The 14,376-nt window shown below is 66.0% G+C and carries 10 protein-coding genes; 6 read left to right on the top strand and 4 right to left on the bottom strand.

The genetic code is table 11. The annotated features are described in order from the left end of the window. The first annotated feature begins 116 nt into the window (after nucleotides 1-116). Together dapA and AC239G_RS12085 are read left to right on the top strand one after the other, a co-directional pair. Nucleotides 117-1,040, top strand: coding sequence for a 4-hydroxy-tetrahydrodipicolinate synthase (gene dapA, locus AC239G_RS12090; RefSeq protein WP_482400470.1), 924 nt, complete (start codon nucleotides 117-119; stop codon nucleotides 1,038-1,040). Between the two features lie 34 nt (nucleotides 1,041-1,074). After that, nucleotides 1,075-2,721 carry a ribonuclease J gene (locus tag AC239G_RS12085; protein ID WP_181272060.1) on the top strand — a complete coding sequence of 549 codons (1,647 nt, stop codon included), beginning with the start codon at nucleotides 1,075-1,077 and terminating at the stop codon, nucleotides 2,719-2,721. A 259-nt stretch (nucleotides 2,722-2,980) separates the two neighbouring features. On the opposite strand, the gene AC239G_RS12080 is transcribed toward AC239G_RS12085, so the two are convergent. Continuing rightward, complete coding sequence (locus AC239G_RS12080) at nucleotides 2,981-4,852, bottom strand: L-lactate permease (RefSeq protein WP_482400469.1); 1,872 nt, start codon at nucleotides 4,850-4,852, stop codon at nucleotides 2,981-2,983. 357 nt (nucleotides 4,853-5,209) lie between these two features. On the opposite strand from AC239G_RS12080, the gene aceB reads away from it, so the two are divergent. Then, entirely contained in the window at nucleotides 5,210-6,814 is a 1,605-nt protein-coding gene (aceB, locus tag AC239G_RS12075; protein WP_172174384.1) for a malate synthase A, read from the top strand. Between the two features lie 160 nt (nucleotides 6,815-6,974). Next, complete coding sequence (locus AC239G_RS12070; RefSeq protein ID WP_482400468.1) at nucleotides 6,975-8,129, top strand: FAD-binding oxidoreductase; 1,155 nt, start codon at nucleotides 6,975-6,977, stop codon at nucleotides 8,127-8,129. A 52-nt stretch (nucleotides 8,130-8,181) separates the two neighbouring features. Here AC239G_RS12070 and AC239G_RS12065 read toward each other — a convergent pair whose 3' ends face one another. Both AC239G_RS12065 and AC239G_RS12060 read right to left on the bottom strand, forming a co-directional pair. Continuing rightward, complete coding sequence (locus tag AC239G_RS12065) at nucleotides 8,182-8,643, bottom strand: universal stress protein (RefSeq protein ID WP_487488964.1); 462 nt, start codon at nucleotides 8,641-8,643, stop codon at nucleotides 8,182-8,184. A 13-nt stretch (nucleotides 8,644-8,656) separates the two neighbouring features. Further along, nucleotides 8,657-10,150, bottom strand: coding sequence for a CitMHS family transporter (locus AC239G_RS12060; protein ID WP_458311120.1), 1,494 nt, complete (start codon nucleotides 10,148-10,150; stop codon nucleotides 8,657-8,659). A 143-nt stretch (nucleotides 10,151-10,293) separates the two neighbouring features. Here AC239G_RS12060 and AC239G_RS12055 point away from each other — a divergent pair, with 143 nt between their 5' ends. After that, complete coding sequence (locus tag AC239G_RS12055) at nucleotides 10,294-12,096, top strand: ATP-binding protein (RefSeq protein WP_181272052.1); 1,803 nt, start codon at nucleotides 10,294-10,296, stop codon at nucleotides 12,094-12,096. Then, nucleotides 12,093-12,752 carry a response regulator gene (locus AC239G_RS12050; protein ID WP_487488963.1) on the top strand — a complete coding sequence of 220 codons (660 nt, stop codon included), beginning with the start codon at nucleotides 12,093-12,095 and terminating at the stop codon, nucleotides 12,750-12,752. The genes AC239G_RS12055 and AC239G_RS12050 overlap by 4 nt, the downstream gene beginning before the upstream one ends. Nucleotides 12,753-12,910: 158 nt before the next feature. On the opposite strand, the gene AC239G_RS12045 is transcribed toward AC239G_RS12050, so the two are convergent. Continuing rightward, a complete protein-coding gene (locus AC239G_RS12045) occupies nucleotides 12,911-14,272 on the bottom strand; it encodes an MFS transporter (protein ID WP_487488962.1) in 1,362 nt (453 codons plus the stop codon). Nucleotides 14,273-14,376: the final 104 nt, after the last annotated feature.

Genomic DNA, 14,376 nt, shown 5'->3' with positions numbered 1-14,376 from the left:
CAGGTGTGATCCGTCTCTCAACGTGACCGCACGGGCACCGCAGGCGAGGCGAACGACACCCGCAACGCGGGTGGACCACTGCACTCATGAGAGGACGTGGGCGCTATCCTGGTTCTATGGCGATTCTCGGTGACCAGGCAGCAGCGACTGCCATTGACGCGTTCGGTTCCGTCGGCACTGCAATGGTGACTCCATTCAAGCGCGACGGCAGCATCGACTATGCGTCCGTGGAGAAGGTGGCGAACCACCTCGTCGAGCTCGGCAACGACATGCTCGTCGTCTCCGGCACCACCGGCGAATCTCCCACGACGACCGACGACGAGAAGGTCGAACTCATCCGCGTCGTCCGCGGCGTCATCGGCAAGCGGGCGAAGATCGTCGCCGGCACCGGCAACAACGTCACCGCACACACCATCGACCTCTCCCGCCGCTCGGCCGACGCCGGAGCCGACGGGATCCTGCTCGTCACCCCGTACTATTCGAAGCCGACCCAACCGGCGATCGAAGCCCATATGCGCGCGGCCGCCGACTCCACCGACCGGCCGGTCATGCTCTATGACATTCCCGGCCGCGCCGGTGCCCCGATCATCACGGACACCCTGCTGCGACTCTCGGACCACCCGAACATCCTCGCGGTCAAGGACGCCAAGGGCGACCTCTTCGCCTCCTCGTTCGTCATGAACAACTCCTCGCTCGTGTACTACTCCGGCGAGGACGCCCTCAACCTGCCGCTGCTGTCCCTCGGCGCGCTCGGACTCGTGTCCGTGGCCGGACACGTCTGCTCGGACCGGTTCGCCGCCATGGTCTCCGCAGTGGCGAACAACGACCTCAACACCGCACGCACCCTTTCCCGCGACACCGCGGACGTGGTGGATGCGCTCATGAACCACATGCCGGGAGTGATCTCGGCGAAGGCCGCTCTGCAGGCCCAAGGAATACTCGACAACCGCGACGTGCGTATGCCGCTGCTCCCAGCTGATGAGGAGCAGATGGCGTTCGTCGCCGCCCAATTGACCAGGAGTGGTTACCTCAGTGAATAATGCATTGACCCAAGAACTGTCCCTCCCGCCGAAGATGGACAAAGAAGCCGTTCGCATCGTCGCGCTCGGCGGACTCGGCGAAGTCGGTCGCAATATGACCGTCTTCGAATACCACGGCAAACTCCTCATCGTCGACTGCGGTGTGCTCTTCCCCGAAGAGGACCAGCCCGGCGTCGACCTCATCCTCCCCGACTTCTCCTACCTGGATGACCGCCTCGATGACATCATCGGCCTCGTGCTCACCCACGGCCACGAAGACCACATCGGCGCCGTTCCCTACCTGCTGCGTCGCAAGGGCGACATCCCGATCCTCGGTTCGCAGCTGACCATCGCGCTCATCGAAGCCAAGCTCAAAGAGCACCGCATCAAGCCCATCACCCGTGTGGTGAAGGAAGACGATGTCGACCAGCTCGGTCCCTTCGACCTCGAGTTCGTCGCCGTCAACCACTCGATCCCCGACGCCCTGGCCGTGTTCATCCGCACCGGCGCCGGAAACATCCTGCACACCGGTGACTTCAAGATGGACCAGCTGCCGCTCGACGGCCGCATCACCGACCTCCGCGCCTTCGCCCGCCTCGGCGAAGAAGGCGTCGACCTGTTCATGACGGACTCGACGAACGCCGAGGTTCCCGGCTTCACCGCACTGGAGAAGGACATCGGGCCCGTGCTCGAGAACCTCTTCGGCACCGCCGAACGTCGCATCATCGTCGCCTCGTTCTCCTCCCACGTCCACCGTGTGCAGCAGGTGCTCAACGCCGCCACCGCCCATGGTCGCAAGGTAGCCCTAGTCGGCCGCTCCATGGTGCGCAATATGAAGATCGCCGAAGACCTCGGCTACCTCAACGTGCCTGCCGGAACGCTCATCGACATCAAGAAGGTCGACGACTACCCCGAGGACCAGATCGTCCTCATGTGCACCGGCTCCCAGGGGGAGCCGATGGCCGCCCTGTCCCGGATGGCCAACCGCAGCCACCGCGTCGACGTCGGCGACGGCGACACCGTCATCCTCGCCTCCTCGCTCATCCCCGGCAACGAGAACTCCGTGTTCAAGGTCATCAACGGCCTGATGAAGCTCGGTGCTCGTGTCATCTCGAAGGCCGACGCGAAGATCCACGTGTCCGGTCATGCCTCCGGCGGCGAGCTGCTCTACTGCTACAACATCGTCAAGCCCCGCGGCGTCATGCCCGTCCACGGCGAATGGCGCCACCTGCTGGCCAACGCCCGCCACGCCGAGGCGACCGGTGTCGATCCGAACAACATCGTCCTGGCCGATGACGGCTGGGTCGTCGACCTCAAGGACGGTCACGCCGAGGTCGTCGGCGCCGTCGACTGCAACTACGTCTTCGTCGACGGTTCCTCGGTCGGTGAGATCACCGAGGCGGACCTCAAGGATCGTCTCGTCCTGTCCGGTGAGGGCTTCGTGACGATCTTCATGGCCGTGAACTCGCAGACGAAGTCGCTCATCGCCGGACCCGAGATCCATGCCCGCGGTGTGGCCGAGTCCGACGACGTCTTCGACTCGATCGTCCCGAAGGTGCAGAAGGCCGTCGAGGATGCTCTGCGTGACGGGACCACCGATCAGTACCAGCTCCAGCAGGTGGTGCGCCGCACCATCGGCCGCTGGGTGTCCTCGAAGCTGCGCCGCAAGCCGATGATCGTTCCTATGGTCGTCATCGTCTGAGACTCCGCTTTCGAGCGGCTCCGTCGTCGGTCTCTTGCCCGACGAAACTGCGAACGCCCGCAGATGCCTCCTCGTGAGGCTCTGCGGGCGTTGTCGCGTTCTGGGCGAATCGCCTTTTGATCGGCGCATCGCGTTTGAACCCGATGCGTGGATCAAAAGGCGATGACTCCCGACTCAAAAGGCGATGACACCTGGTGCGGGGGACGATTCGCGCGTGCGGAAGCGTCAAGTGCGGGGACGATCCGCGCGGGCGTGAGCGTCAGGCGCGAGCGGTGGGCTCCGGTTCGTCGTCGGGGTCGGAGGTGCGAAGGTCGCTGACGCCTGCTTCAAGGCCCGGCAGCGGCTTGCCCGGTGAGCGGCGGATCATCACCACGACGGCGGCGAGGCCGATGACAATCGCAGTGAGGACGACGGTGCCCGCGTTGAAGCCCAGCCCGTTGAGTCCGATGAACGCCAGGGCGCCCGCGGCCAGCGAATACACGAGCATCGGGATCGAGGTCCGCCGGATGAGCTCGCCCTCCCGACCGATGAGTCCCACCGTCGCCGAGGCGGCCACGACGTTGTGCACGGCCACCATATTTCCAGCGGCGCCGCCGACCGCCTGAGCCGCGACCACGGTCTCAGGGCTGGCGGCACCGATCGCGGTGCCGGTGGAGAATTGGAACTGCGAGAACATGACGTTCGAGACGGTGTTCGACCCGGCGACGAAGGCACCCAGGGCCCCGACGAACGGGGCGAACAGCGGCCAGGCGTCGCCCACGGAACTGGCAGCCGCCTCGGCGAGGGTGACCGGCATCGACTCCAAGCCGGCGCCGTTGTAGTCGGCGCCGGAGTTGATGAACACGCGTACCAGCGGCAGGGAACACAGCAGGGCAACGGCCGCGCCGGCGATCTGCGAACCGGCGATCTGCCAGGACCCTGCGATCTGCTTCTTCGTCATCCGGTGGATGAAGTACGTCAGCCCGCAGGCGAGGACGAAGATCGCGCCGGGCGACCACAGCAGATCCATGTTCTGGCTGATCGGGGTGCCGAAGATGTTGTCGATCTTGATCACGGCCGGACCGTTGAGAAACTCCTTGATCGCGGGCACATTGCGCGTGATGAGCAGCAGGGCGACGACGATGAGATAGGGCGACCACGCCCGGGGCAGCGACATCTTCTTGGTCAGCTGCGCCTTCTCCTTGTTCGGGTCGACGGTGCCCATCCAGAAGGCCGGCCACTTCTCGCGCGGTGCGAAGTCCCAGGTCTTCTTCGGCATGAGGAAGCCCATCCGCGAGGTCGTCACGACAATGGCCAGACCGATGAGCCCGCCGAGCAGAGACGGGAACTCCGGTCCGAGCACATTGGCCACGATGAGGTAGGGCACGATCATCGCCAGGGCCGCATAGATCGCGAACGGGGCGATGGCCAGGCCGTCGGCGAAGCGTCGGTTGGCACCGAAGAATCCCGTCATCAGGCACGAGAGCAGCAGCGGGATGAGGATGCCGCAGCAGGCGTGGATGAGCGCGACCTGGGTCGCGGTGTGAGCGACGAATTCGGCCTGGCCGAGTCCGAGCTGACCGGCACGTTCGGCGACGTCGGCCGACATCGACCCGTCCTCCTGCGCCAGCCCGGAGCCGATGCCCAGCACCATCGGAGTGCCGACGGCGCCGAAGCTCACCGGCGTCGACTGGATGATGAGACCGGCGAGCACCGCGGCGATCGCGGGGAAGCCGAGGGCCAGCATGAGCGGGGCGACCACGGCGGCCGGAGTGCCGAAGCCGGCGGCGCCCTCGATGAAGGAACCGAAGAGCCAGGCGACGATGATGACCTGCACCCGCCGGTCCGGGGAGATCGCGATGAAGCCGGCGCGGATCGTTTCGATCGCCCCGGACCGGGTGATCGTGGCCAACAGCAGAAGCGCACCGAAGACGATCCACAGCAGGCCGATCGCGACGAGGAGGCCCTGGACGACCGAGGCGCCGATCGTCACCCACTCGATCTTCCACGCGAAGTTCGCCACGAGCGCCGCGGCTATCAGTCCGACAGGCATGGCGTATTTCGCGGGCCAGCGGAATCCGATGAGAAGGATTCCGGCCAACAGGATGGGGGAGAGGGCCAGGAGAGCTGCAACAGCGAGGTTGTCCACCATGAGTCCGATCCGCGGCGTCCTTGCCGCATCGTTCCAAGGAACCGACGTGGTGCGACGATCTTCCTCAGCCGACCGAGAGCCAGCGGTGGTCGGTGACGATGGGCCGCCTCGGCGAGTCCATGAGAGATGTTCCCCTTATCCTCCCCAGCCGCCTGATCAGAGTCAATGAACACACCGTCTCGAATGCAGGATATGGTTTGACGAGACGTGCATCACCTCATATTCTTTCGTTGTGTGAACAAACATTTTCACAATGTGAAAGTTTCGCAGTCAAAACCCCGTTGACCAGCGAACATATCGCATCACCAGATGTGGATAAGGACGCAGCACCGATGTGCTGACTAAGGAGAACCATCGATGACCGCTCATATCGAAAACCTGGACATCCCCGCCGGGATGGAGATCACCGGTGAGCTGCCGGACGGGGCTGAGAAGGTCCTCACGCCCAAGGCGCTTGAGCTCATCGTCGATCTGCACCGGAAGTTCAACGGCGACCGTCTCGAGCGCCTCGAGGCTCGCAAGGAACGCCAGGCCGAAATCGCCGCGGGCAAGGACCTCGACTTCCTCCCCGAGACCGCGGAGATCCGCAACGATCCCTCCTGGCAGGTCGCACCCCCGGCACCCGGTCTCGAAGACCGCCGCGTCGAGGTCACCGGCCCCACCTACAAGAAGATGACGATCAACGCGCTCAACTCCGGCGCGAAGGTGTGGCTGGCCGACCAGGAAGACGCGAACACCCCGCAGTGGGACTCGGTCATCCAGGGCCAGATCAACCTGCTCGACTCGCTCAACCGCGAAATCGACTTCACCTCGCCCGAGGGCAAGGAATACAAGCTCGCCCCCGACGAGGAGCTGCCGACCATCGTCGTGCGTCCCCGCGGCTGGCACATGCCGGAGAAGCACATCCTCATCGACGGTGAGGAGACCTCCGGTTCGCTCGTCGACTTCGCGCTGTACTTCTCGACCGCCGGTCAGATCCAGATCGAGAAGGGCCGCGGCCCCTACTTCTACCTCGCGAAGATGGAATCCCACCTCGAGGCCCGCCTGTGGAACCAGGTCTTCGAACACGCCGAGGATGCCTTCGGCCTGGCCCGCGGCACCATCCGCGCCACCGTGCTCATCGAGACCTACACCGCGGCCTTCGAGATGGAGGAGATCCTCTACGAGCTGCGCGAGCACTCCGCCGGACTCAATGCCGGTCGCTGGGACTACATCTTCTCCGTGATCAAGAACTTCCGCTCCCGCGGCTCCGACTTCCTGCTGCCGGACCGTTCGGACGTGACGATGACGGTGCCGTTCATGCGCGCCTACACCGAACTGCTCGTGCGCACCTGCCACAAGCGCGGTGCGCATGCCATCGGCGGAATGTCCGCGTTCGTCCCCTCGAAGGACGAAGCCGCGAACAAGGCCGCCTTCGACAAGGTGCGCGAGGACAAGTCGCGTGAGGCCTCCAACGGTTTCGACGGCTCCTGGGTCGCACACCCCGGAATGGTCGCCCTCTGCAAGGAGGTCTTCACCGAGACCCTCGGCGAGAAGCCGAACCAGATAGACAACAAGCGCGAAGACGTCAACGTCACCGCTGCCGATCTGCTCGACGTGAAGTCGACCCCGGGTGCAATGACCGAGGCGGGCCTGCGCACCAACGTGTCCGTCGGCATCCAGTACCTGCGCGCCTGGCTCGAAGGCAACGGCGCGGTCGCCATCAACGGACTCATGGAGGACGCCGCGACCGCCGAGATCTCACGGTCCCAGGTGTGGCAGTGGCTGGACGCCGGAATCACCCTGGACTCCGGTGAGAAGGTGACGAAGGAGCTCGTCGAGCGCATCGTCGCCGAGGAGGTCGCCAAGCTGCCCGGTGACGACGCAGGCTGGAAGGACGCCACCGACACCTTCGTCTCGGTCGCCCTCGATCCCGAGTACGTCGACTTCCTCACCCTGCCGGCCTACGCCCGCATGCCGTGATCGGCACTCGCTGACGAAGCCGAACGCCCCCGAAATCTGTGCCTTGAGCACCGATTTCGGGGGCGTTCTTCGCTAAGCTCGACATACACACCCACGTGAGGGTTCCAACTCGACCCGCAGGTGGGAGGTGCCGACGACGGATGGACCTACGGAGGTGGGGATGAGCCTGACCACAGACGAACTGCCCCGACTGGCCAGCCCCTCAAGCATCGCCGAACTCTCCGAGCTCATGGCCCGCGCCCATGCCGAGCACCGCACCGTGACCGTGTTCGGCGGCGGTACCGCCTTCGACGATCATCCGCCGGTCTCCACTCCGGTGCTCCTCATCGACCTGACATCCATCGCCGAGGCGGCCGATCCTCGAGGCGGCACCATCCGTGCCGGAGCCGGCTCCCGGATCAGCGCCCTGACCAGGTTCGCCGCACAGTCAGATCTGGAGCTCCTCGGCGACCTTCCCGCCGACCGCATCGAAGCCGGCGCCACCCTCGGTGGCATGATCGCCACCGCGGCCACCGGGCCCCGCAGTCTGCGCCGTCCCCGCCTGGCCGAGACCGTGGAATCCGTGACCGTCGTCGGTGCCGATGGGACCATCGCCCGCACCTCTCACGGGCTCCACCGGGACCTGGGCGGCCGCGATCTGCCCGGACTCGTCACCGGATCCTGGGGAACCCGAGCGATCATTGCCGAGGCCGAGATCCGTCTGACAGAGCGCCCCGCAGCGCAGGGATTCGTCTGGATTCCCGGCACCGAGGCGGCTGCCGATCTCCTCATCGCCCGCAGAGCCCCGGACGCGGTCGTCATCGAACGCCCACCTGGTTCACTGGCGGCGACAGTGGTCCTCATCGAAGGGGAGACCGACGAAGTCGAGGCCGAAGTGGGCCACCTCGTCGATCGGAACCCCGGTGCGACCCCGTGCGGGGAGCCGGAATGGTGGGGGCGCAGGGCGCGACTGGGCGCGACTATCGGAGTATCCGTGGTGCCGAGTTTCATTCCGACGCTCATCGATGCCGTCGCCCGACTGGAGACGACGATCGGCTATCCGCTGCAGCTGCGCGGCAGTGCAACGGGCACGTTCGAACTGGGCATCGGCGCACCGGAATCCGAACCGGGGGTGGCCACCCGAGTGGCCCTTGAGCATCTGCGCAGCTTCGGCCTGCATGTCATCGCCGCCCGGCTGATCCACGCACCCGCACCGGTCTGGAACGAGGTGGACGCTTGGGGTCCGCAGCCGGGGCGGTCGGGTCTGCGCGAGATCAAGAAACTGGTCGACCCTCGAGGAATCCTGGCTCCGGGCCGCGGGATCGCCGGAATCTAGCGTCGCGCCACCGAGGCCGGGCGACCAAATTCGTGCGGCCGGCTCCGAACTTCTACTTGACCAACAGCACCGGGCACTCGGCCTCGAGGATGACCTGCTGCGCACTCGAGCCGAGCAGCAGCTTGACCACGGGCGAGCGTCGCTTCGTGCTCATGACGATGAGTGCGGCATCGTGATCCTCGGCGAGACCGAGGATCTGCTCGGCCGGGTCGGGCCCGGAGCGGTGGACGGCATACTCGAGCCCCGCCTCGGCGAGGGCGGCCCCCAACCGGGTGCATTCGGACAGGGACGACGTCGACGGGGCCGTCGTCGTATCCGTGCCGAACACGACCGCCTGCACCGCAGCGTTCTCACGGCGGGCCGCGGCGATCGCCTGCTCGAGCACCTCATCCGAGGCATCCGGGCGCAGCGCCAGGACCACAGTATTTGAAGCCGAATCGATGCTCGGTGAGGCAGTGACCTGCAGCGACGGGGCAGGGAAGCGGCGCTGCGGAGTCGAATAGAGGTCAGTCATCGCAGTCCTCCGCTCAGCCGATTCCGATGACGCCGACGGCGACACCCACGGCGAGCATGACGAGGGCGACGATTAGCGCGCGCCACAGCACCTTCTTGTGGTGATCGCCGAGCTCGACGCCGGACAGGGACACGAGCAGCAGGATCGCAGGCACCAGCGGCGACTGCATGTGCACGGGCTGGCCGGTGATCGAGGCGCGGGCCATATCTGCAGCGGAGATGCCGAAGTGGGAGGCGGTCTCGGCGAGCACGGGCAGGATGCCGAAGTAGAAGGCATCGTTGCTCATGAAGAACGTCATCGGGATCGACAGCAGGCCGGTGATGACGGCCATGTAGGGTCCCATCGAGTTCGGGATGACCTCGACGAGCCATTCGGCCATCGCGTCGACCATTCCGGTGCCGGACATGATGCCAGTGAGCACGCCCGCGGCCATGACCATGGCCACGACGGAGATGATCGCGGTCGCATGGGAGGCGAGCTCCTCCTGCTGGTCCTTCATCTTCGGGAAGTTGACCATGAGCGCGATGACGGTGCCGATCATGAACAGGTACGGCAGCGGCAGGATGTCGATGATGAGCAGGACCATCACGGCCACGGTCAGAGCCAGGTTGAACCAGAACAGCTTCGGGCGCAGCGTTGCGCGGTTGGGATCGAGCGCGGTGTTCGACAGGCCCGTGCCGGAACCGGCGGAATCGCCTGTGTCGTTCGCGGAGGCGGGTCCCGCCTCGGGGGTGGTGTCATCATTCGCCGAGGCGGCCGAGCCGGATCCGTGTCCGTGACCACCCGCGGTGGTGCCCGCGGACGAACCCGCGGTCGTGCTGGCTCCGGCCACAGCGCCGACGAGGTCCATACGACGATTCGAACCGCGGTCCTCGACCCAGGCGACGCCGTTCTTGGCCAGGCGGCGCCGTTCGGAGATGCCGAGCACGTAGGCGAAGACGAGGCACACGAGCAGGCCGGCCACCAGGGAGGGGACCATGGGGACGAAGATCTCGTTGGCGTCGATCTGCAGCGCCGAGGAGGCTCGGGCAGTCGGGCCGCCCCACGGGACGATGTTGAGCGTGCCGTTGATGAGGCCGGCGACGCAGGTGAGCACCACGGGTGACATCTCGAGGCGCTGGTAGATCGGCAACATGGCCGCGGTGACGACGATGAACGTCGTCGATCCGTCACCGTCGAGGGACACGGCGCCGGTGAGCAGTGCGGTGCCGAGGACGACTTTGACGGGGTCGTTGCCGGCGACCTTGAGGATGAACTCGACGAGCTTGTCGAAGAGACCGACGTCGATCATGATGCCGAAGTAGATGATGGCGAAGAGCAGCAGCGCTGCTGTCGACGACATCGAGGCGATCGCGTCCATGACCATGTCCCCGATGCCCAGACCGGCCCCGGCGAAGAGGCCGAAGATCGTGGGCACGAGGATGAGCGCGAGGATCGGCGAGAGTCGTTTGGTCATGATCAGCGTCATGAAGACGAGGATCATGGCAAAACCGAGAATGACAAGCACGAGCTTCTCCTTCGAAGGCGAATGTGAGGCTCGAAACACCGTAGGGCCCAGATCACGGGCCGCGCGCGCTTGTGTGCACTGATGGCGTTTAGATCGTTGCGCGCCTTTTGCGCATTGCGCTCAAACGCGGCTACGCTGAGCGCGTGCCCCGGCCCCATCGTTCGTTCTCCCGACGTGTGCTGATCTCTCAGCTCGCGCTCGTCATCGTGATCCTCGCCCTGGTCACCGGAGTGTTCGCGTGGATGGGTGCGCGCACCGTCACCGAGGTGACCGAGACGAAGGCGCTGGCCACTGCCCGCACGCTGGCGATCGATCCGGACGTCCGCGCCGCCGCCACCCAGGCTTCTGCCGAGCATGCCGAGAAACCCGATGAGCAGCTCGTGACCTCGATGTTGGCGATCACCGATGATCTGCGCGACCGGTCGGGCATCAGCTTCGCCGTCATCACCGACGATCGCGGCATCCGACTCACCCACCCTGATCGGTCGAAGATCGGGCACAGGGTCTCGACGTCGCCGGAGGAGGCACTTGCCGGACGCGAGAACGTCTCCCACGAATCAGGAACCCTGGGCGAGACGGTGCGCGCGAAGGTGCCGATCTATTCGAATGAGGACGGCAAGACCGTCGTCGGTGAGGTCTCGGTCGGCATCTTCGCCTCTGTGCTCGACGCCGATGTCCGCCGCGAACTCATCCTGCTCGGCACTGTCGCGGTGCTCGCCCTCGCTCTCGGCGGGGTCGTCTCCGTCATGCTCGGGCGCCGGCTGCGGCGGGAGACGCTCGGCGTCGGACCCGAAGAGCTTGCCGAGATGGCCCGCGACCAAGGGGCCGTGCTCCACGGCCTCGACGACGGAGTGCTCGGATTCGATACGAACGGAAAGCTGACCCTGAGCAATTCGAACGCGAAGGAGCTGCTTGGGGCCTCCTCGGCGAAGCACGTTGACCGCGCGGGCGAAACGGCCGGCGCGAACGGGGGAGCCGCCTCGGCGGGGGATTCCGGCCGCGAACTGGTCGACGCCTCCGACAACGAACTCGTCAATGTGCCCGATGAGATCACCGCGCTCATGGCCGACGCCCCGGCGGACGGAGCCCTGCGGCGGCGTGTCACGATCGGCGACCGGATCCTGCTGGCAACAGCCGTGCGGGTCCAACGCGACGGGGTGTCCGTCGGCGGAGTCGTGACCCTCCGCGACGAGACCCAGATGCTCACGATGGCTCGCCAGCTCGAGTCCGTCACCGCCATGGCCCGGGCCCTGCGCACCCAGCGGCACGAGTTCGCCAACCGGCTGCACACCGTGCTCGGACTCGTCGACACGGGCGCCACCGATGAGGCCCACACCTACCTGTCCTCCCTCCTGGGCACCGGGCCGATCACGACTCCCGTCGAGGACATCGACCTCGTGTCCGACCCGTACCTGCGCGCAGTTCTGGAAGCGAAGGGAACGACCGCCGCCGAGGCGGGAGTGGCCCTGGCCGTCACCCCTGACTCCCTGGCCGTCGGTGCGGTCCGCGACCCGGAGGCAGTCACGCTCATCCTCGGCAACCTCATCGACAATGCTGTCCGTGCGGCCGTCGCAGGCCGGCGGTACGCCGAGGACGGAGGCCGAGTCGAAGTGCAGGTGCTCAGCTCCGGGACGGAGCTCCACGCCGTCGTCACGGACACCGGTGACGGGATCGACGACGAGGTGGCGGGGAAGATCTTCGACGAGGGATTCTCGACCTCGACGGCCGCCTCGGCGCCGGATTTCGGGATCGGACTGACCACCGGAACCGGCACCGGGGACGGCCACGGACTCGGCATCGGCCTTGCGCTCAGCCGCCGGGTCGCGGAGAAGGGCGGGGGAGCGGTGTGGCTCATCGACGGCCACGACCCGGACCTCGGCGGGGCGAGCTTCGGCATGCGCCTGCCCGATGCCCTCGATGAATTTCAGCAAGATGAGGAGAGATGATGGTCAAAGTTCTCGTGCTCGATGACGATTTCTTCGTCGGGCAGATCCATGCCCGGTACGTCGACGAGGTGCCCGGCTTCACGGCGCTCGAACCAGTCCGCGACCTGAAGACGGCCCGCGAGGTCATCGCCGAGAACGAGGTCGACCTGCTTCTCGTCGACTACGTCCTGCCGGAGGGCACCGGAGTCGAACTCATCCGTGAGACCGACATCGATGCGATAGTGCTCTCGGCGGTCACTGATCCGCAGGTGGTCCGTTCGTCGCTGCGTGCTGGGGCGATGACGTACATCGTCAAGCCCTTCGCCGCCGAGGTGCTGCAGAACTTCCTGCGCCGCTATGCGCGGTTCCTCCGCTATTGGGAGCGGGAGAAGGTCGGGCAGACCGACCTCGAGCGGCAGCTGCGCAACCTCCACGATGCCGCGGCCGTCGGCGGGACCGGAGCGAGCCCGGCGGGATCGTCGACGACGACCCGGATTCTCGCCGCACTCGAGGAGGCGAGCGGTCCGATGACGGCTCTCGAGGTCGCCGAGGCGGTTGGTGCCTCCCGTGCGACCGCGCAGCGGCATCTGGCGAAACTTGCCGAAGCCCGCACGATCACGGTGTCCCTGCAGTACGGCAACACTGGTCGGCCCGAACACCTCTACGCCACCCGCTGAGGTGTTTCGGGCTCGTCCCGGTCACTCTCGATCAACGGCTTTGGTGCTGCCTGGCCCCAGTGATTCTGCCGCGAACGGCGAGTTAAGTGCGCAGATTGCCAAAAGGGCGAGGAAATTGTGCAATCTGAGCACACTTATCTCGCTGTTGGCAGGAGAGCTCAACCGCGGCCTTCGGCCTCCGCCGAGGGTGAGATCGGGTCGGTCGCCTCGGCGAGCAGATCGAGTTCGCGGGGGAGTTCGCGCATCCGCAGCAGGCGGGAGGCGAGTACCGGCAGTGAGCCGAGCAGCGCGCAGGCTGCCAGGATCCACATCGTCCTCGTCAGTCCGAGCCGGTCGCCGAGGATGCCCGCGAGGAATGCGCCCAACGGCATCGGTCCCCATACGAGGAAGCGGATGGACGCGTTCATCCGGCCCAGCAGCGGCTTCGGGCACAGGCGCTGCCGGAAGCTCACCTGCGCAATGTTGTAGACGACGACCGCCCAGGTCACAAGGAACCAGCTGATCAGCAGGGTCGGCAGCGCCGGCAGGACGGAAGCGAGCGGAACACCGAGGAAGCAGAGACTGCCGATCAGCGCGGACACGGCGATGCTCGTTCCTTCGCCGAGGATCTTCTGCACCCACGCCGCCGTGAGTGCGCCGAGGATGCCACCGGCCGAGGCGACGGACATGATGATTCCGAGTTCGACCTGGTGAAGACCGAGCGTGGTGAGTGCGTACAGCACGAGGAGGGCGAAGATGCCCGACGACGCGAAGTTCGTCAGACCTGTGCAGGCAGTGATCCGGCGCAGCAGCGGGTGACCGAGGACGAAGCCGAGTCCCTCCCGAATCTCGGCGACGAATCCGGCCCGGCCCTCGGCCGGTCGTGGGGTTTCGCGGTGTCTGATGAGTCCAACGAGGATGCTGGAGAGTCCCATGCAGATGCTGGTCAGTCCGATGGTAAGTGGGGCACCGATCGCGGTGACCAGGCCCGAGGCCAGAGTGGGGCCAGCAACTCCGGCGGTCTGCTGGCTGGCTTGGAGCTTGCCGTTGCCGTCGGAGATCGCTTCCCCGTCGACGAGTTCGGGCAGGTAGGACTGATTGGCGATGTCGAAGAAGACGCTGACGATTCCGACCCCGGCCGCGACGAGATAGAGCTGGACCATGCTCAGGGCATCGAACGCCCAGGTCAGCGGGATGGTCAGGAGGATGGCGGCACGGATGATGTCGCCGGAGACGATGACGAGTCTCTTCGGCAGACGGTCGACCCAGGCCCCGGCGGGCAGGCTGATGAGCAGGAAAGCCGCGGATTCCAGCGTTGCGAGTACTCCCATTTCGAAGGCGTCGGCGTGGAGGAGCTGCACGGCGATGAGGGGGAGAGCGAAGAGGACGAGCTCGGATCCGAACACAGAGACCGTGTCGCCTGCCCACAACTTCATGAAATCGCGGTGTCTCCACAGCGAGACGTGCTTCGGCCGCTGCGATGAGGCGGGACCGTGTTGCGGCTGTGGTTCGCTCGACGGTGGTTGGTCGGCTGCTGCCATGGCTCTTCCTCGAGACGACGGGCGGAGGATCAGCGATTGAAGGTCAGTGATTGAGGGTTGTCAATCAGTAATGCTCCACGAGCGATTGGGGAAAGTCAATCGCT

The sequence above is a fragment of the Brevibacterium sp. Lmc1 genome (assembly GCF_057654315.1).
Note: the sequence above shows the minus strand (reverse complement) of the source record. Positions and strands in the feature narration are given on the sequence as shown.